Annotated in this window: 18 protein-coding genes; 7 read left to right on the top strand and 11 right to left on the bottom strand. The window is 50.5% G+C overall.

Features of this window, described 5'->3' with window-relative positions:
* Together KKH67_10025 and aspA are read right to left on the bottom strand one after the other, a co-directional pair.
* Positions 1-2,280, bottom strand: a complete 2,280-nt coding sequence (locus tag KKH67_10025; GenBank protein MBU1319513.1) for a putative Ig domain-containing protein — start codon at positions 2,278-2,280, stop codon at positions 1-3.
* Positions 2,281-2,391: 111 nt separating this feature from the next.
* A complete protein-coding gene (gene aspA / locus KKH67_10020; GenBank protein ID MBU1319512.1) occupies positions 2,392-4,242 on the bottom strand; it encodes an aspartate ammonia-lyase in 1,851 nt (616 codons plus the stop codon).
* Positions 4,243-4,459: 217 nt separating this feature from the next.
* Here aspA and KKH67_10015 point away from each other — a divergent pair, with 217 nt between their 5' ends.
* The 3 genes from KKH67_10015 to KKH67_10005 are packed head-to-tail and all read left to right on the top strand — an operon-like array spanning position 4,460 to position 6,879.
* The gene (locus KKH67_10015) at positions 4,460-5,380 is read left to right on the top strand and encodes a DUF4412 domain-containing protein (protein MBU1319511.1); all 921 of its coding nucleotides are present in this window, start codon (positions 4,460-4,462) and stop codon (positions 5,378-5,380) included.
* Between the two features lie 60 nt (positions 5,381-5,440).
* Positions 5,441-6,196, top strand: coding sequence for a hypothetical protein (locus tag KKH67_10010; protein ID MBU1319510.1), 756 nt, complete (start codon positions 5,441-5,443; stop codon positions 6,194-6,196).
* A complete protein-coding gene (locus KKH67_10005) occupies positions 6,193-6,879 on the top strand; it encodes an HAD-IA family hydrolase (protein MBU1319509.1) in 687 nt (228 codons plus the stop codon). The genes KKH67_10010 and KKH67_10005 overlap by 4 nt, the downstream gene beginning before the upstream one ends.
* Before the next feature lie 61 nt (positions 6,880-6,940).
* Here the strand turns inward: KKH67_10005 and KKH67_10000 are convergent, their stop codons facing one another.
* The 8 genes from KKH67_10000 to KKH67_09965 form a co-directional block, all read right to left on the bottom strand.
* Complete coding sequence (locus KKH67_10000; GenBank protein MBU1319508.1) at positions 6,941-8,689, bottom strand: hypothetical protein; 1,749 nt, start codon at positions 8,687-8,689, stop codon at positions 6,941-6,943.
* Positions 8,690-8,993: 304 nt separating this feature from the next.
* Complete coding sequence (locus tag KKH67_09995) at positions 8,994-9,548, bottom strand: transposase (GenBank protein MBU1319507.1); 555 nt, start codon at positions 9,546-9,548, stop codon at positions 8,994-8,996.
* Between the two features lie 64 nt (positions 9,549-9,612).
* Positions 9,613-10,236 (bottom strand): hypothetical protein, encoded by a 624-nt coding sequence (locus KKH67_09990; GenBank protein ID MBU1319506.1) that lies wholly within the window; start codon positions 10,234-10,236, stop codon positions 9,613-9,615.
* 165 nt (positions 10,237-10,401) lie between these two features.
* Positions 10,402-11,631 (bottom strand): aminotransferase class I/II-fold pyridoxal phosphate-dependent enzyme, encoded by a 1,230-nt coding sequence (locus tag KKH67_09985; protein MBU1319505.1) that lies wholly within the window; start codon positions 11,629-11,631, stop codon positions 10,402-10,404.
* A 30-nt stretch (positions 11,632-11,661) separates the two neighbouring features.
* Complete coding sequence (locus KKH67_09980) at positions 11,662-12,624, bottom strand: L-threonine 3-dehydrogenase (protein ID MBU1319504.1); 963 nt, start codon at positions 12,622-12,624, stop codon at positions 11,662-11,664.
* Between the two features lie 192 nt (positions 12,625-12,816).
* Positions 12,817-13,998, bottom strand: a complete 1,182-nt coding sequence (locus KKH67_09975) for a Fic family protein (GenBank protein ID MBU1319503.1) — start codon at positions 13,996-13,998, stop codon at positions 12,817-12,819.
* Between the two features lie 251 nt (positions 13,999-14,249).
* On the bottom strand, positions 14,250-14,834 hold the full coding sequence (locus KKH67_09970; protein ID MBU1319502.1) for a NifU family protein: 585 nt from the start codon (positions 14,832-14,834) through the stop codon (positions 14,250-14,252).
* 27 nt (positions 14,835-14,861) lie between these two features.
* A complete protein-coding gene (locus KKH67_09965) occupies positions 14,862-16,040 on the bottom strand; it encodes a P-loop NTPase (protein MBU1319501.1) in 1,179 nt (392 codons plus the stop codon).
* A gap of 235 nt (positions 16,041-16,275) precedes the next feature.
* Between KKH67_09965 and KKH67_09960 the strand changes: the two genes are divergently transcribed.
* The 4 genes from KKH67_09960 (at position 16,276) to KKH67_09945 (ending at position 19,785) form a co-directional block, all read left to right on the top strand.
* Positions 16,276-17,106 carry a DUF4846 domain-containing protein gene (locus KKH67_09960; protein MBU1319500.1) on the top strand — a complete coding sequence of 277 codons (831 nt, stop codon included), beginning with the start codon at positions 16,276-16,278 and terminating at the stop codon, positions 17,104-17,106.
* 95 nt (positions 17,107-17,201) lie between these two features.
* Positions 17,202-17,816, top strand: a complete 615-nt coding sequence (locus tag KKH67_09955) for a hypothetical protein (protein MBU1319499.1) — start codon at positions 17,202-17,204, stop codon at positions 17,814-17,816.
* 272 nt (positions 17,817-18,088) lie between these two features.
* On the top strand, positions 18,089-18,700 hold the full coding sequence (locus KKH67_09950; protein ID MBU1319498.1) for a hypothetical protein: 612 nt from the start codon (positions 18,089-18,091) through the stop codon (positions 18,698-18,700).
* A gap of 278 nt (positions 18,701-18,978) precedes the next feature.
* The gene (locus KKH67_09945) at positions 18,979-19,785 is read left to right on the top strand and encodes a class I SAM-dependent methyltransferase (GenBank protein MBU1319497.1); all 807 of its coding nucleotides are present in this window, start codon (positions 18,979-18,981) and stop codon (positions 19,783-19,785) included.
* A 15-nt stretch (positions 19,786-19,800) separates the two neighbouring features.
* Here KKH67_09945 and KKH67_09940 read toward each other — a convergent pair.
* A partial coding sequence (locus KKH67_09940; protein ID MBU1319496.1) for a hypothetical protein occupies positions 19,801-20,429 on the bottom strand: 629 nt, incomplete at its 5' end.

Here is a 20,429-nt window from a genome sequence, read left to right as displayed (position 1 = left end):
TTAACTCCCCGCGCACGGCTCCGGGCCACCGGAGAATATGTACGCTATCAAGTACACGACATCATCGATATCGATAGCTCCGGAACTGTCGGCATCGCCTGCTTCGAGTGGGTCGGGAGCAGGTCCACCAGAGAATATATAGGCGATAAGATAGACAACATCATCAATATCGACTTCGTCGCTGCCATCAGCATCGCCGCAGAGATGCGGTGGTCCACCGACTTTCAGATTGAATGAGCGTGTGTCGATGTTGGCGGGGCTATCTGAATCGGTACAGCGCAGTTGCACGTAATACGTGCCCTCCCATGTCGGTGTGCCGGAGATTTCACCGGTCGCGGAATTCAGAGTAACGCCGGGTGGGAACTGCCCGAGGATCTTATCCCACGTATGATCTCCGACTCCCCCTATTGCCTGCACTGCGGTGCTGTATGGCTCATTGATGACGGCAATAGGGAAATTGACCGTATATATATGCATTCCAAATGGCACATAGTGTGATGTTTTGAGGATGTTCATATTCGGATCAATCGTGACACTGGTGATCGTATCCGGCAAATGGAATTGATACAAATCACCGATCGTCCCATTCCAGACCCTGAAAGTCGAATCGTATGCGCCGGCAGTAACTTCAATATCAATATGCATCGGAAAGAAGCCATACGATGCTGTCTGTTCAATGAACAGGTCGACAAAGTAGCCGCTGCCGGAGATTGTATCGGGGTGCCACTGATATGAGTATTCATACTTCGGCTGCCCCTCCTGATAGACCCACGCACTGAAGAACCAGCTCATATCAGAGCCATAGAACTGAGAAACAACAGAATTCAGATCGTCGGTACTCGCAGACTTGCCAGCGAATTCTGATTCTTTGTAGAAATACTCCATTGCCGGGAAAAAGAGCGAGTCACCCATCTGATCACGCAGCATGTGAACCAGCCATGCGCCTTTCGCATAGACGGTCGAGCCATCGAAAATGTTGTCGTTGTCGAGATCCTCGACATAGGGCGTTCCTCTGTTAAGGCCGTAATAGCCCATCAACCACTGTTTCGCAAATTCCGGTCCTGCCCATTGTTCGAAATAGATGATCTCGAAATATGTCCCGAAACCTTCGTTCAGCCAAACATCGTGGAATGTCTTGCACGTAACCTGATCGCCCGCCCACTGGTGCGCCAACTCATGAATGATAACATACTCGCCGCTCCAGTAAGTGCCGATCGATGACATAGTCTGATGCTCCATGCCGGGAAAGTTGCAGTGCATGTTGCCGTACTTCTCATCGACGAATGGATACATTCCGAAATGATCGGAGTATGCCTGGAGAGCGGGAACGGTGTATTGAAGCATGCCATATCCCGATTGATATGGATCACTCGGGCTGATATACGGAAACATGTTGTGCACAACCGGCATGAATTGGCCCGGCGCATACTCCCATTGCTGGACTGTCTGGTCGAAATCAGTTACCATAAGCGCGACCAGATAAGTCGCGATCGGATACTTCTCGAACCAGTGCGTCGTAGTGGTACCGTCGCCGTTGTTTGTGACAGACATTAGCGTCCCAGCCGATCCGCAATCGATCTCGTAACCGTTATATGTCGTGGGGTGAGTGATGATTATATCCATGCTGTCCGGTTTATCGAACGGGAAATCTTTGCATGGCCACCAGTTTCGCGATCCAAACGGTTCGCAGGTAGTATTGCAGGCGGTATGACCGTTGTTGTAATCGATAAACATTCCGCCCTCTTCATCAAAGTACGCATATCCGTGATACTCAACCTTCAGCATAAATTTCTCGCCGGTGTCGAATGTCTCATTTAGGTTTACCGACAGAATCTGAGTGCTGTGCGTAAATGACTGCGAGACACCATTGAGACGGACCGCGCTGACATTCAAATATGGCGTCAGATTGAGGTCTACATACGACAACCCATCAACCAGACTTGCAAGCTGCATTTCGACGTATCCATCGGTATAGTCGTTATACAGCAATATTTCGAGGTTTATCTCATAATAGAGAACGTCGTAGTCGTACATGTTCGATGTTGGAAGTGTGATCGATGCAAGCGTGGAAGATTTGCTTCTCTCCGATCTCGCACTCGATTTCAGCGCGCAGAAATGAGTGTCGCCTCTTTCTTCGATCATCTGCTGCATGTATTCGCGGGTGATCGGTGCCCTGCCGGGCAGATTGTTGCCATCAGACGGTCCAAGATACACATCACCGAACGCTGCAGCAGCGAACAGCAACAGCCCGAACATCAATTTGACAATTAATTGATTCATAACGCTTTCTATGTCAACAAAGACGGATGAGTAGCTTACATGTCAAATATAGCGCGAGCAGTCAATTACGCAAGGGGATTTCTGGAATTGCGGTCACCCTCTGCCCATCGGCTATATCATGTTCTCCGGTGCAAGTAGCTCGTCGAGTTTCTCTTTCGAAAGAAGTTTCTTTTCGAGCACCAGTTCATACACGCCGCGGTCGGTTTCGAGCGCCTCTTTTGCAAGAGACGAGCAGACCTCATATCCGAGAACAGGATTGAGCGCGGTCACGAGGCCGATGCTGTTCTGCACCATTCGAAGGCAATGCTCTTTGTTAGCGGTGATTCCATCGATACAGCGATGCTTCAGTGTCGCCATGCCATTCTTGAGCATCTCTATCGACTCGAATATGCTCTGTGCTATCACTGGCTCCATGACATTTAGTTCGAGCTGCCCCGCCTCGGCGGCGAGCGTGACAGTCAGATCGTTGCCGATGACTTTGAATGCAATCTGGTTGACAACCTCCGGAATGACAGGATTGACTTTGCCCGGCATGATCGATGATCCCGGTTGCATCGGCGGGAGATTGATCTCATTGATTCCGGCGCGCGGCCCAGAGGATAGTAACCGAAGGTCGTTCGATATTTTCGACAGCTTAACCGCCAGCCTCTTGATCGCCGAGGAGTACATTACGAACGCACCGGTGTCCTGAGTCGCTTCTACAAGATTCAGTGCCAGAACAACCTCAAGGCCGGTAATATCGCGAAGATGACCTATCACTTTTCCGGAGAATTCCGGATCGGCATTTATGCCGGTCCCGATTGCGGTGCCCCCCATGTTCACTTCGAGAAAGAGCTTCGCATTTTCGCTGAGCCGGTCGATTTCCTCGCCAAGCGTCACCGCATATGATTCGAACTCCTGCCCGAGTGTCATCGGCACCGCATCCTGAAGCTGTGTCCGCCCCATTTTGATAACTCTTGCGAATTCCTCGGCTTTTGCCCTAAACGATGCAATGAGCTTTCTCAGATCGTCCAGTAACATGCGATTGCTGTATATCAATGCAATCTTAAGCGCAGTCGGATAGGCATCGTTCGTCGACTGCGACAGATTGACATGGTTGTTCGGATGACAGTACTTGTATTCGCCTCTGCTGTGGCCGAGTATTTCGAGTGCCCGGTTCGCAATAACTTCGTTGGCGTTCATATTGGTCGATGTCCCCGCGCCCCCCTGTATCATGTCGACCACGAATTGAGTATGGAATTTACCGTTGATTATATCGCCGCATGCCTGCACGATCGCGTCGGCCACCGGCTTGGACAGCTGCCCAAGCTCAAGGTTCGCTTGTGCACACGCCATCTTGACCATCGCAAGCGCATTTATCAAGACCGGATAGTGGGTGAGTGATATTCCACTGATGTTGAAATTCTCGAGCGCACGGAGAGTCTGCACGCCGTAGTAGTACTCATCCGGCACGTCGCGCTTGCCGAGGAGATCGTGTTCGCTGCGTGTCCTTCCCGATATGTATTGCGCCGCGACATTGACAACGCGAGTGCTTGTCTGACGCATCCTTCTCGAAATGACTCTGGCAATGCGCGAAAGAATCTTCATGCCGATGGCCGGATTCTCTTTGCAGATTTTGTGGAATTCCTCGCGGCTGATAGCGAATGTGACCGTCTTCATCAGCACTCGTGCAGAAGTCGAATGAGGATAGTCATCCATGAGCGCGCCTTCGCCTAGGAAATCATGCTTTCCGAAGAGTGACAGCCGCTTCTCCTCACCGAACGGTGTTTTCTTGAAAAGCTCAATTTCGCCGCTATGGATGAAATAGAGCCGCTTGCGGTGGCTGTTCTCTTCGAACAGAAGCGTGCCCGGCTCATATTCGATAACCTCGACTCGATCGGCGAACAGCTCCTGTTCTTTCTCATCGAGATCGGCAAACAACTCCACTTGTCCGATGAACTCTTTTATGATCGTCGCTTTCATTTCTGTCTCCACGAATAGAGTCTTTTGGTGCACGTGAACGCGGGTCCAACCACAACCGTATTGCACGCATTGTACTCTCAATCGATCCGTGATGCAATAAGATACTTTCCCAGAAACAGCTTGCATCCATTCTGAACAATACTTAGCTTCGAATCAACACGTTATGATTTGCCGGACAACGGAGATCAATTAAATAACCCCGGGGATCGGTATCAAAATGACTAAATTCATTGCACTTGTATTATTGTCAGTGGCGCTTCTGGCTTCCTGTTCATCTGAGCCTCAGATCGAGGGTACTCAATTCAGCGCGAACATCCTCGCTGCTCAGGCCGGTGACAGCGCGATCGGTAAGATCTATGTCAAAGACCACATATATCGCATGGACCTTCACCAGCATGGCCATGATTTCATCGTGATCGTCAACGAGGACTCCAACCTCACACAGCTTTTGATGCCTCCCGAGAAAATATATATGGACATGCCGACAGACGATCAGATGAGTACCAGAAACGATCCGTTTCAGGCGCTCAAATATACATCATCAATCGGCGAGAACAAGCTCGTCGCCACCGAGAAGATAAACGGTCAGCAGTGTGATAAATATACCATCACGATCGACTCAAATCAAATTTTGGAATACTGGCAACACAAGAAACTTGACTTCCCGATCAAAATAGTCGGCACGGTCGGTCCCCGCAACACCATGGAGTTGTCCAATATCGATATCACTGAGATGGACGATACTCTCTTTCGGATCCCCGATGGTTACGATCCATACAAACAGGGCATGCAGCGTTTCCCGGAGCCGGAATGGCTGACAAGCCTCGATTCTCTGCCGGTCATGAATGCGCCGTTCACTTACAACATGTCAGCAGGCAAAATCATCCGCGTGCCGTTCGAGGACAACAATGTGCTAACGGTCACCGCGGACAATCTCGCCGATGACAAGTCACAATATGTCGCACTCCCGCTGCTAAATGGCAAACCCGTCAGCGATTTCACCCAAAATAGCCGATCAGTGCCAAGCACAACTGAGAGCTTCAGGTTCAGCAAAAAAGAGCGGACCATGGACGAAGTCGTGATCTGGGTACAGCAAGGGAAGATTGTTGTATTTGTCGAAGTCCTCGATAAGAGTTGAAGGTAAGATGAGTGTGAAGGACATGAATCTGACATCCACTATCAAAAATGGGAGGAAGGCATGGAAGAGAACACGCAGGAAAAGGAAGGAATAGTCGCAATTCTGGATGTTCTTGGGTCGCGCACATTCTCAATCGAGGATTCGCAGGCGTTCTTACTGAAGAGAAACAGGCTTCTCGATTCCATTGAAGACAACAGACAGCTCATTCGTGAGTTGAAAATGCAAGAAGGCCAAGACTGGATCCTGCCGGAGGTTATCAGTTTTGGCGATTCGTTCGTCATCTCATGGGAGGTCAAGAATAAATCAATCTGGTTTCTTCTGGCTGTCGGTCTCTGGCTGAGCAAGATCATCGCAACCGGATTTCGGAACGGTCTTCTTCTTCGTGGCGCACTTTCGTATGGCATGTATATCAAGGATGCAACTGCGGTACTCGGGCCTGCTGTCACAGATGCAGCTAACTGGTATGATCGGCCGCAATGGATAGGTGCGATCGCCACACCGAGCTGCGGACATAAACTATCATATATAGAAGAATATTCTATCGCTGCAGGCAAGCAGGAAGACTTGGATATGCTTTCAACGGTCTTTATGAAACATAGTGTACCTATTAAGGGATCCGAGAATGTTCTCCTCTGGTCGGTGGCTTGGCCGCATCAGTTCCTGGAAATGCCGATTGAGAATGGAATGTCAGGAAGATCAGCCTTTCATTTCCTGCTATCGAAGTTCCCAGTACCTTACAGCACGGAAAACAAATACGCGAATACAATCGCCTTCTTCGATGCGTACGCGAACAAATATCACGAAATGAACAAATGACCAAAGCCATCATCTTCGATTTTGACTACACGCTCGTGGATTCATCCAGAGGCGTGATTCTGTGCGTCAATCACGCACTTGACAAACTCGGCCTGCCGAATGCATCCGACGACGAGATCAAGAAAACCATTGGGTTCACCCTGCCGGAGATTGTTGTCTATCTCGCAGGAAACGAACATGGTGACAAAGCCGATGACTTCGTGCGGCATTTTATCAACAAAGCTGATGAGGTCATGACTCCGATGGCGCGTATGTTTGAGTCTGTGCCGACAGTTATGCGAAATCTGAGAGACGACGGATATCTTCTCGGAATAGTCTCCACAAAGTTTCGATACCGCATTCAAGAAATCTTGCAGAGAGAATCACTGCTCGATTGCTTCGATATCATCGTAGGTGGCGAAGACGTGACGGTTCACAAACCCGATCCGGAAGGATTGCGTAAAGTCATGAGCGATCTGTCACTTAATCGCGATGAGTTGATCTTCGTCGGTGACAGCGAAGTGGATGCTAAGGCAGCCGGGAACGCCCGTGTACGATTTGTCGCGGTGCTTACAGGCGTAACACCCAGCCTCGCTTTCGATCAGCATGAATCTATCGCGATTCTGAATGATCTGAGTCAACTACCCGGCGCTCTGCGAGACTTACTCGGCGCTGTCAGGAACCCTTTCCTGACAGCTGAGTGAATCCGTCAGGATTGGAATCCTGACGGCTCCCACAGCTACCCGGCACTCTGCAGAGCTTGCCTTATTCCGGATGCTCATAACTCGTGGAGAGCTTATCGAGAGCGGCCTTGAACCTGGGGTGATGGTTCGATCTCAGAACGAATTCCCGCTCGCGAAACGCTCCCTTGGAGCGAATCAACTGCGCCAGTGATCTCTTATCGCCATTCGACCACTCTCTCAACCGGGGAATGTTGACTATCAACGGTGCAAGCCTCCTCAATGCTGTCCTCTCGTCCGCTGACCACTGATCAAGTCGCCTGATCTTCAGCGTGCGAGCGACACTGTGCACTGCGTGGCTGGTGCCTCGCCTGCGGTCGCCGTCAAATTTCTTAGCAAAGTACCGCGTAACGACATATCCGAGATTCATTATCGGGAATTCCTCGTAATCATCCATCTGAGAGGGATCAGCATGAAAGAATACATCGCTGACAGCAAGGCGCTTCAGTCTCTTGAGAGGTGAGCGGTACTTGCGATCAGCCAGGATCAACTGATGTTCTTCCTCTGCAAGTGCGCGAACTCGTGGTTTGACTGCTCGAAAACCGAGCTTATAGTAGAACCAGAACGCTCCCGACTTGAGAGGCTCCCAGTCACCGTCCCCCATCTGTCGACTTCGAACAAGAAACACGCGAGATCCGAAATGGTGATAAAACAGCCGAAAGAACTGCTCGATTACATACGATGATTCTCCCGACCTGAATGCAGGAAACATGTTTATCGCAATTTCCACGCGATCGAACAGAGTCGCGCCGACACCATATCCGATCGGCAGGCCGTTTCGCACAAGCATTGCGCCAAAATTCGACTCAAGCGGCAGCCTTATTTCCGGCGAGGCACCGAATACAAGAATCTGCACGCCGCGGCCCGGCTCATACGAATAGACCTCCGCAGGGTTAGCATACGACAATGGCTGCAGCTCGCGATATCGAACCGCAAGGACCTCGTTAATGGCACGCACCGCCTCTCTTCCCTCTCTCAGCGTGAGAGATTTAAGAGGCACTGACTTCTTCTTCAATTCTCTCCGAAGATCGCGCGTGCGCCCTATGTGTGGTCCTTTCTGATAGTATATACGCTTCACAGGCACTCGTTTCAGATTTCGCGCAGTGGGACATCCGGTCAAATCCCACTTCATCCAGAAATCGAGTTTTTCGAACAAATACTCCTGAGCGTTGCGCGGCAAGCCGGATGTTACAAACAGCTTGTGAAGAGCTCCTAGATCCGTACGCGTCCAGATTCCACGAGCAATGGAAAGCCACTCCTGCGAATCGACCGTATCGTCATTGTCGATGGCGTCATTCTCATGCCACGACACGAGAAGCTGCAGAAGGTCGGTTAGATCGTAATCTCCGCCATCTTCCATCTGCTCCCAGTCGATGTCGAATTTATCGGGATGCGCTTTCAGCAACAACTCGAGGGCTTTGTATCCGAACGAGTGCAGCACAGTGGTCCCGGCAATTCCCGAATTGAGCAGCTTGTGGGCGTCTTTGTCGCGAGTTTCCTGTTTGTACAGATCAACTCGATCTTCAAATCCAACAAGCTCACTATCAACGGCGGAGAGTATCTTGGGGTTATCGGGATAAGCTCTCATATAGGCGAGCAGATCATGATAATCGAGCAGCAACTTCGGATCGAAAACCCGTATGCTGCGCAGCCGATCAAGGCTCTTCAGCTTCCTGTCTGCCGATTTCTTATCGAATTTCGAACGCAGACTCTTGAGCAGCGCGAGAGTATTGCGAACCTGATCTGCAGATGATTGCTTTGAATCCTGCTTCATTGTCCTTCTTCACACATTGCCATAGAGCCGTTCCCATCAGCCAGCAACATCGCAACCTGCAACAAATTACGAGATTGGGTGTATTGCATCAACAAATTTCTCGATTGAAACAGTTCTGGAAAATGTCATTTCAGCAGAGTGGCCGTGATCTCTGTCAGTGTGGCCGCGATCTCTGATCGCGGTTTACAGAACGCCTCTCCTAAAAACATCATCTCCAACTCGACCACATCAGCAACAACGTGACCGCGATCTCTGTCAGTGTGGCCGCGATCTCTGATCGCGGTTTACAAAGCGCTTCCGGCTATCAGCCGTCATCCCAAGCAACCGGGTCAACGTCAAGCAGCACTGCACCAGAGCTCGTGCACGCAGCTGCGCTCGACCACTTCCAATCGGCAGCATCCTTGACAAATCCAGCCTTCACTGGATTCCATTCGACATAATCGATAGCCTTGCGGACAGCCTCGAGCGAGTAGATGTTCCTATCGAATCCTCCGCCTTTCTGCCATACGCGGTGGCGCACTCCGAAGGAGCTGCCAACCTCAAGGCGTTTTAGCCTCGATGGATTCCGTTCCTTCCAATCCGCGATTAAATGCCTTGCAAATGTCCCTTTCACTGACTTGAGGATCTGAGTAATCTCATAATTCTCTCGGCGAGGGTAGATCAGTAGATGAATATGATCGGGCATGAAGACATATGCCCACAGACAGAATTGGTGACTCTCACGTGCGCTGTTGATCGACTGTGCGAGCATGGCGCAGGCTTCTTCATCCGTAAATATCTGGCAACGGCGAAAACAACTGCATGTAATAAAATGAGCATGCCCCGGATCGTTGTAGCTCTGTCGACGTTCACGCCCCACTTTCGACTCCGTCGACCGCGATCAGAGATCGCGGCCACACATTTAAGATAATGTATAATATAATCTAGATTTTCAGCATCGGCCCGCAAAAATCCTCTACTCTTTGCACTATTCGAACAACATCATTGAATATTTCGTCTCCTTCGCCGCCATAACCCCATAGAATGAGCCTGCAGCGTTGAAGATCCTCCAACGCCTGTTGAGAATGCTGTCCGCCCGGAGAACGATAGTCCCTCGCCCAGAATGCGAGTTTGCTAGCCGCTCTAAACATCTTGCTCTCCACTTCGAGAAGCTCGTCAAATGGTTCTGCTGCTTTCACTCTAAAGGTTGCCTTGAACCGATATCGAACAGCACGCAGCTTGCCGAATAATTCTCTGTAAGGCTCAAAGCGCTCGTATAGCGCATAGCCTTCATCCAATGCTGCCCTTTCCTCATCAGATTCGTCTTCTTTTCTTGGCCGCGTGCTTCCTTCGCCAACCCGAACACCAATCGACCTGATACGGCGTAGTGTTTCTTGTATTTCGTATACAATGGCGAGCGACTGCTCCGCTAGCTCTATTCGTCTTTTGCCTACATGCTCTCGTCTCCAAGCATTTATCCCCCAGACTGCAACACCCGAAGCAGCAATTATGGCCAGATAACTTATTAGCTCAAGCAGTTGCAGAGCGATTTTAATTACTTGGTCCATCTATGACTGCCTATCCGGAGTGCGTGGCCGTGATCTCTGATCGCGGTTTACACTAACCCTCTCAAAACGAGGTTCTCTTGTCACTTGCCAGAACATTTCTCGATATCGTTCGACTCCGTCGAACCGCGATCAGAGATCGCGGCCACACATGTAATTATACCAAACTCACTTCTTCTTATACTCCCCCAGCACGCCCAGCGCATAGTCGATGTCTTTGATGGTGTGGTCGGCGGAGACCTGGAACCTGATCAACTGACTTCCCTTCGGCACCACCGGGAAATTCAGACCCGTCCCAAGGACACCTTTGTCACGCAGAAACGCTACCAGCTCCGCAGTCTTCTGCGTGTCGCGCACCATCAGCGGCACAACCGGATGCGGACTCGGGATTGTCTCGTATCCAAGTGACACCAACCCATTCTCGAATTTCGAAGTCATTGCTGCAAGATGTTTCAGCAGCGCTTTGCCGGTATCACTATCGAGAATGTTGACCGCCTTCAATGCCGCGGTCGCCTCTGACGGCGTGATCGGATTGCTGTATATATAAAATGGGTTCTTCTCTCGCAGGAACGTAATCACGCTCTTCTTCGACACAATATAGCCACCATTGACTCCAAACGCCTTGCCGAGTGTTGCTACAAGGATATCGACACCGTCGGCGTGGGTGAGTTCTTCGGTCCCTCGACCAGTCTCGCCATAAGCACCGGCGCCATGCGAGTCATCGACTACCAGGACGATATCATTGGGGAACTCAGCGTTATATTTCTCGATGATATCGCATATCTTATTGAGCGGAGCATAATCGCCCCTCATGCTGAATACACCGTCGGTGATCACTATCGCGCTGTTGCATTCGCCGATCGACTCTATGATGCAGTTCTCGAACGCGCCCAGATCCAGATGCGGGTATATCTTCTTACTCTTCGGGCGGGAAAGTTTCATGGCATTGATAATGCAGTTGTGATTCAGTTCATCGCTGATAATCATGGTCTCCGGCGTGGTGAGCGTCGACACGACTCCCATCACCGAAGTATATGCCGAGCTTGTCAGCATGCAGTCCTCGCGACCGTGGAATGCCGCAAGCTTCTTCTCGAGCTCGATATGCGGCTCAAACGTCCCGCTGATAAACCTGACCGCTCCCGGCCCGACACCAAACCTGGCTGCACCATCCTCTTCGGCCTTAACGACCTCATCGCGCAGCGACATGCCGAGATATGAATTTGCGTTCATGCGAAGAAACGGGCGATCGCCGCAGCCATCGAGGAAATACCTCGGACCGTAACCATCTTTCGCCTTCTCCACCCGAACCACGACCTGCTCGGCACCCTTGGCAGTCCCTGCTGATTCTAGCTCCGCAAGTCCGGCTTCCAGGACTTTGACAAAATTATCTAACGGCATATATCAACACTCCTCTCAGCGTTCCGACATCTACTTATCCGGTGGTTTCAATTTCAGAGCCATATGCTCCAGCATGTCTTTGGTCATGGCCTCGATATCAAACTGAGCTTTCCAGCCCCACTCTTGTCGAGCCGCCGAGTCATCCATGTAATTCGGCCAGGAGTCTGCAATTGCTTGCCGGACCGGATCGATCTCGTAGCCAATCTCGAACTTCGGGAGATGCTCTTTGATTTTGCCAGCCAGCTGATTCGGAGTGAAATTCATTGCCGTAACGTTGTAAGCATTGCGGTTCACAAGCTTTGTCGGGTCCGCCTCCATAAGCTCGATCATCGCCCTGATAGCATCGGGCATATACATCATATCGAGCGATGTATCCTCGCGCAGATAGCATGTGTACTTGCCGTGAAGGATTGCGTCACTGAATATCGAAACTGCGTAATCCGTAGTCCCGCCTCCCGGCTCCGCTTCGTACGAAATCAGCCCTGGGAATCTGACACCGCGCGTGTCGAGACCGAAACGCTTGAAATAGTAATCGCACAGAAGCTCTCCCGTTACTTTTGTCACACCGTACATAGTATCGGGCCGTTGAATTGTGACCTGTGGAGTATTGTCTTTCGGTGTCGATTTCCCGAAAGCGCCGATTGAACTCGGGAAAAACAGCGAGCAGTGATACTGCCGCGCAGCTTCGAGCATATTGTGCAGCCCGATCACATTGATCTGCCACGCCTGGTTCGGTTTGGTTTCTCCTATCGCCGAAAGGATTGCCGCCATGTGGTAAATCACGTCCACATCATAGATCTGCATCACACGGGTGATGTGGTTCGGATCGAGGCAGTCGAGAAATTCGAATGGTCCTTTGTCTCTGAGATCAATATTGCTTGGAAGCCGAATGTCCGTCGCGATAACTTTGTCTGCGCCGTAGCGTTCACGTAATGCAGTAGTCAGTTCTGTGCCGATCTGGCCAACAGAACCGGTAACAAGGATGTTTTTCATGTTCCACTCTGCCTATCAAAAGGATCTATGTCGCTGTTGTCGAGAATCGCATCCACACAGGGATGTCATGCCTCACCTTGTGCGTTTCAACAATTGCGTCGGTATGATAATTGACCGATCTTCCTAAGTCAACCGAGATCGGGGTAGGGAACTGACTGAAGATACAAACCGACAATTTCGGATGATTATCCGTCAAAATCTGAGTGTCTTCGCTCGTGGCATCTTTTTGATCAGATCGAAGAACTTCGTCTCTGTAATCTCGGTCGGCCAGTCAATTCTTACAGAGAAAACGAACTCATTGTCCTCTTTCCGTTCATACTGGACAGCTCCAAGACTCAGCAGGCCTTCGAGATCCCGGAAAATTGCCTTCATCGGTTCCTTAAGGTTCAAGTAGTTACCCAGAACTGCATGCGTCAGGTTCGAAAAATCCACTTTGCTGTGTTTAAGAAGTACCTCCAGTATTTCCAACTGCCGCTTCGCTATCACACGTTTCTTAGGTGATTCTAGTCTATTGAACAGGCTGTACATCATATTTCGATAGAGTGCTTTCGATACCTCTTGACGGATTCCCAAGAGAACTCTCCGGCTTTGGACTGCAATACCCTTCAGACCGAACTTCAGGAACGATGTCAGGTCATGAGCAGAAGATCGCACATTAGCCAACGCTGACAAGTAGCTTTGCTTCTCATCATAATAGTAATTCGACATCGCAATGAAGCAAAAATCGCGTAAGCCAGCTCTCTGCATAAAGAGAGCTTCCAATGCTCGTGCGGTCCGACCATTCCCGTCAAGAAATGGATGCATGGCCGCCAGATGATAGTGAACAGCCAGCGCCTGTATCAGGGGATCATGCTCTCTAAATGTTGTCTGGATGCTGTTTACCAACCCACTAAACGCTTCTTCACATTCCACTCCCCCGTCTGCCCCTCTGTGACGAGGCTGACCAAAAGTGACATTCTCATCTTGCTTCCGAAGCACGCCTGGGCAACAATGATCATCATCAGCATCGCGAACAATCATTGAGTGGATTTCGCATATCAAGTTCTTGTCGACAGGCCTGTCATTAGGTATCGTGGCAATCCATCTATAGGTCCGCATGGCCGCTCGAGCCTGCCGCTGCGACCTCGTGATCAGCTCATCGCCCGATTCCTGTACAGCATCCTCAAATTCCTCTTCCGTGAAATCAGCTCCTTCGATTCGCGATGTGCCCGCAACCTCTCGTTTTAACTCCATCTCCAGCAGATTCTCTATCCAACCCCTTTCATACGGCGTATTCTGAAGAGACAATATAACTGCTTTGGCTTCCACTAACTCAGAAGTGATCTTGAGGAGAGAGTAATTCATCCAGCTATGCGGCAGCTCGTATTTTATCATAATTCCAAGATAATTTCTGATGAGTTACTTGTCAAGTAACTAAGGGATCGACTTTATGTGTTTCTCTTACAATCAGTTATAACAGCATACATAATCTATGTGTCGGCATTCTTAGCGCATTATTTCGTAATTATTTCCGGATTGTTTCTGGTTTTTCGCAGCTTAGGATGCCGCCAGCCACTCAGTCGCCCGATGTTCTTGCGACCCGAAGGCCATGTTCGGCATGATAGAACATGGAGGTAGCTGTAAAACTACTGAATATACGGGTTCCGGCCTGCAGAGTGGTCGGTAACATCCACAATTTCAGTCACTTCCGGTATGTTTCCGAAGATTAGCTTCTCCAGCCCCTGCCGAAGGGTAACCGAAGCCGATGCGCAACCCTGACATCCGCCACTCATGTGGACGTAGACGACCGTCCCCTTGATATCGACAATCTCGATCCTGCCACCATGACTGGCGATATACGGGTTGATCTCTGCCTCCATCAGCGTTTCGATCTTTTCGCGCAGCTCTTCCTCCGACGGCAGCTTCTCGCTCTGATTCTCGGCGATAAGTGGCTTACCTGATTCGAAGCTTTTCCGGATTGCCGCACCAATGTGCTTGCCGATCACCTGCCACGGTTCTTCGGTAGATTTGGCGATGGTGACACTGCTGCCGAACACGAGAATTTCACGAACACCCTCGACCGCAAATAGAGCTTCCAGAAGCGGCGAACCCTCGGCCTGGCTAACGCTCCTGCAACTGACAGAGCCTTCCGGAGAGAGAATCCGATTCACTGTAAACTTGCAGACTGCAGGGTCTTTTGAAGGCTCCGCTGAAATTTGGATAGATTTCATATCTGTACTCATATAGTTAGGCCTCGTTCAAACACTGAATGACTCGTTCTTGCTACCCCTCGCAGCGTAGCATTCAGGACATTCGCAAATTTCTCTCAGAAATTCATATTTGTAGATTCCGGTGCTATGCCGATCAGAGAATGTGAACGCCATCGCATACCGCCCAACCGGCTGGAAAGACTCGATACGAATGTCGAGCGGGATCTTCTTATCATCAATCAGCCGACTGCCGCTATTTTCATCGATGCATGCAGCACATGTACAGCTCCTGCGAAGATTATATGGCGTATATTCGCCTTGATGACCATCCGGCCACTGAACCACCAGATCGCCCGAATCAGATAATTCCGCACTGATCGGCTCGATCGCATCCGCAGTGTCGGTCTCCCGTTCTATTTGAACCCGAAGACCTTCGGCGGTGGCAGCAAATGCTCTTGCCGATGCCGAATCGGGCGCCTGCTTAACGACGGGAGCGCCTTTCTCGCTGCACGCCATGATCTCCGGATCGAGCGGGATCGCTCCGAGATATGGGACATTCATCGCCCGCGCCATCTCTTCGCCACCCCCCTGCTTGAATATCGCCGTAACCTCGCCACAATGCCCGCAGGTGAATCCACTCATATTCTCAATGATTCCGAGTATAGGAACATTCACCTGCTCGAACATTTTCAAACCCTTGCGAGCGACACCGAGAGCGACATCCTGCGGAGTCGTCACAATGACAGCGCCGGTCAGGGGAGCTTGCTGAGCCAAAGTTAACTGCACATCGCCGGTTCCGGGGGGAAGATCGATCAAAAGATAGTCAAGATCGCCCCACTCGACAGATTCGAGAAATTGATGGATCATCTTCATTGCAATAGGAGCGCGCCAGATCACCGGACCGTCATCATCCATCAACAAGCCCATCGAAATGAACCGGACGCCGTGGCGGCTCACCGGCTTGACACTGTGATCTCCAATCGACGGTTTCTCGCTTCCGGCTCCGAGCATTCCGGGCTGGCTCGGACCGTATATGTCAGCATCCATGAGCCCAACCTGCGCGCCGCCGGCACTCAGCGAAATCGCGAGATTCGATGCTATTGTCGATTTACCGACTCCTCCCTTACCGCTGGCAATTGCCACTACATGCTTGACCCTCGAAAGCCCCGGCCAGTCTTCCAGATTATTGTCTTCCAAGATTTTCTCTTTATTGCTACCGATTGCCATCGCGAATACCTCTCAGTACAGATGATGTACAAGTGCTTGCATGTTAGATCAACAACTTCCCGACAGCCTCAGTTCCGTTTTTCCTGGCCGCGTGGGTTGGGCAAGAGCTATTGGTTCGTACCTAAAATAACGAGAATTTCTGCAATGTACACTGTATAATGCAAAAAGTCTGTCTGTCAGATCATCGTGACTCACATCTGATCCGGGAAAGGTGATCACCGTGCGGATATTTCTAATGCTTGCTCTTCTATTGGCTGCACTGCTGCTGAATTCGGCCACCACGATCGCTCAGAGCAGTCACTACCTTTGGTTGGAGAACTATAGCGGATACGATACGCTCAGCAACAGGATTCCAGCACCGCGAGGCTATGTTAGAATCGAAGCAAAGGATGGGAGCTTTGCGGATTGGATCAGACATCTTCCGCTCAAACCGGGAAATCCGAGTATCAAACTCCACAATGGCCTCCGTGCCGCATTTCAGGATCATCACTGCGCAATAGTCGAAATTGATGTTGGTTCCAAAGACTTGCAACAGTGCGCCGATGCGATTATCAGATTCCGGGCAGAATATCTCTACACTATCGGCAAGAGCAGACAGATTGCATTCAATTTCACCAGCGGCGACCGTGCAGATTTCTATCTCTGGGCTGAAGGGTATCGTCCCACCGTGAATGGAAACACTGTTTCATGGCAGAAAAGCGCACCGGTCGACTCATCCTACCGGAGCTTAAGAGCTTACATCGATATTGTCTTTGCTTATGCAGGGACATACTCGCTGAGCAAAGAGCTACAGGTCGTTGAGAAGGCAGACGATGTCGAAATCGGTGATATTCTTGTGCTGCCCGGATTCCCCGGTCATGCAGTGATGGTTGCAGATGTCGCAGCGAACTTACAAACAGGTGAGCGAGTTTTTCTTCTGATTCAGGGATTCAGCCCCGCGCAGGATATCCATCTTCTAATAAATGAGTCGAACCCTGAACTGAGTCCATGGTTTTCGATTTCGTCCGACACCCCGGTCAAAGTGTTGTGGTATGAATTCACCAGAGATCACCTGCGACGATTCTGAGTTTCTTGCGGGCACAGCCTCGCGACATCATTTTGTGTATTGACACATGTGTCCATAATGCTATATTCCAGATAGACTCACTATAGGAGGCACATGTGATAGTAAGGAACCTTACCAAATTCGCTGTGCTGCTAATGTTATCATGCACCTTCATCATTGCTGGTAGCTCAGTTTCGCAAACCGCCCAGATCGGTGACACCGACTGTTCCGGTGCAGTCGATATCGACGATGTCGTGTTCCTCATCGCTTACATTTTCACCGGTGGACCGGCACCATGCAATCCCGATTTTTCCGGAGCTGTTGTCGGTAACGGCCCATGCAAGACTTCAATGAAGACAGCGGACGTCGACACAATTCCAAACACACAAACCTGCATTGAATATACCTACGATGGCGTAAGCACATTGCAGGTCAGACACCTCAACGGCGGATTCAATTGCTGTCCGGTGTTTGTGGCTGAGTTCAGCATTGACGGGGACGTTATCACAATTACGGAGATCGATTCGCTCTATATGGGCGGGTGCGATTGTGAATGTCTCTTTGACATCGATTACGAATTGGTCGGCGTCATGCCGGGAGTCTACACGATCAGTGTTGTCGAGGTTATAACCTTTCCCGGCGAGGATCCACTCGAATTCCCAATTGACCTGACGACTGCCACATCTGGACTTTTCTGCGTCGAGAGATTGCATTATCCCTGGAACTTATAGCGCGGACAATTTCACGAGTTTTACTTCTGAGAGGCTCCCAATCGGGAGCCTCTCTGGAGATCACCTACATCCGGACGCAAATCTGATCCCTTCCTGACCGCCGTATTTTCAGATGGATATATTGACAGGACGGGCACCGTCTGGTCAATCTTAATTGCTCGCGCTACGGTTCTGACTTGACAAATATCACCGAGCTGGTAGATTATGATTAACAGGTCCGACATGCATTGAATTGACCACATCATGAATTATATGTTCGAGCGGGAGGAATTATGCGTACGCAAATCTTCAGACTCTCTCTAACCGTCGCGGCGCTGTTGCTGGTGATGACGGCAACGAGCTTGGCGCAGACGGTTTGCGGCGACGCCGATCAAAGCGGTGATGTCGATATCGACGATGTCGTGTATCTGATCGCCTACATATTCTCGGGCGGCCCGGAACCATGCCCGTATCAGAATCCGTACGGGTTTCTCATTGGTCACGGTCCATGCAAGCAACCCGAAAGCACAAAGACTCCGAACATGGTCCCGAACGATCAGGAGTGCATCGAGTGGGATTATGATGGCCAGGGTGGGCTGACGCTTTACCACCAGAACACGGCATTCAATTGCTGTCCCGATGAGATCCTTGGCAGTGTCTGGATCTACAACAACACGATCACAATAACAGAAGATGAGACTTTCGATTTCGAGCCCTGCCCCTGTCTCTGTCTCTACGATCTTGAATACACGTTTGCGGATATCGCGCCAGGTGAATACACAATCGTGATCAACGCAATTTACATTCAGCCGTCCGATGAGATCGTGCACACCATCAACCTCTCGACCGAGCCATCGGGTCAGTACTGCGTCGACCGACCTGACTATCCGTGGGGTGACTGGTAGACCGCAGAATTCGAAATCAACTGACTATTCGCTGAGCAAGATCCTATGTAGACTGCGCGTGCAGGAATCCTTTCCCGCCCGTACTATTTTGCCCTCACGATGGGAGATCGCCACGTCGCTTCGCTCCTCGCGATGACGGCATTTCAACACATAGAGACCTACTCAACAAACCCTTGACAACCTTGTCCAAGGGCTACATATATGCACCACGTCGACAATCTCGGTGGTGCAAAGAGTCATCATCTAATTAACTATCTGTGGTCATAGTGAGTAAAGACATGGATGAATTCTTGCGTGCAAACCAGAAACTCTGGGATAGTCTGACACCGATCCATGAAAAGTCTGACTTCTATGACATGGAGTCATTCCTGAATGGTAAATGCACGATCGAGAAGATCGACGTGCGTGAGTTAGGCGATGTCTCGGGCAAGAGCCTGCTGCATCTTCAGTGTCATTTCGGACAAGACACTCTGAGCTGGGCGCGGCGGGGCGCCAAAGTCACCGGTGTGGATTTCTCGGCAAAAGCCATCGATCTCGCGCGTTCACTCGCGGATAAGCTCGCTATCGACGCTAATTTCGTTTGCTGTAATCTCTATGATCTGCCGGAGCATTTGACGGGACAGTTCGACATTGTCTATACATCAGGCGGTGTGATAAGCTGGCTGCCCGATCTCGAGAAATGGGGCGAAGTCGTGGCTCATTTTCTGAAACCGGGAGGCATTTTCTACATACGAGAATTCCATCCCACATCATATATTTTTGCCGATGATGAGCAGGATACGACTCCGCGAGTGCACTACCCCTATTTTCGTCCCGATCAACCGATACGATTCGAGAATATGGGAAGCTATGCCGACAGAGACGCTGATGTTTACAATGTCAACTATGAGTGGCCGCACAGCATGGGAGAGATTATCAATTCACTGATCGACGCCGGTCTGGGAATAGAATTTCTGCACGAATTCCCCTTTTCGACGTATAAGTCGCACCCATTCATGAAGAAGCGGGATGATGGCTACTGGCACTATCCCGATAAGCCGAACAGCATTCCGTTTATGTTTTCGATAAGGGCGACTATGGTTTGATCGCAGGTGGTCTTCCTACCACCAGACCTGTTCGCCATCCTCGATTGTGAAAATCCGCTCCTCTTTATCAGAGTCCGTTGCGACCAGCCAGTAGAGGCCACCAAACGGAACATTCTCGAACGTAATTGGTTTGTCGCCCGCGACTAACTTCCCAATCGACTGCCATCCGTCAGACCAGTAGAACAACTCATACTCCTGATCAGCCGCCAGGAATGTCTTTGCGATGCCATCGGTCGATACAGCTTTCTCGCGTTTGGTCGTAGATGTGACCGTGACATTGACCGCCTTATCAGTATCACAACGAAGCTCGCGTTGGGTGCTGTCTGCCTGAAGTATGAATGGTTCCCCATACGGGACTATTTCTTCGTTCATGTAGAGTGCCGGCATGTATGCGATATCGGCGCCCATGTCGGTGAAGAGCGCCGCGCCATCTTCGACCTTTCCCCAGTGGATCGCCCTCCACTCGCCCGAATTGAACACACACAGATACGCGATATCGACCGAGTCGGGAATCTCCTTCTCGAATGACACTTTCACATCGCAAACATCGACATAGTCGCGTGTAACATCGAGATAGCTCTTTCCCGCCAGCCAGCCGGGGACTTTCTTCTGCTTTCGATCCTGGAAGATCAGATTCCCTTTCT

The organism is Candidatus Zixiibacteriota bacterium (assembly GCA_018820315.1).
In the GTDB taxonomy this organism is placed as follows: Bacteria; Zixibacteria; MSB-5A5; order JAABVY01; family JAHJOQ01; genus JAHJOQ01.
The sequence above is the reverse complement of the archived record's forward strand: the minus strand, read 5'-3'. Positions and strand labels throughout refer to the sequence as shown.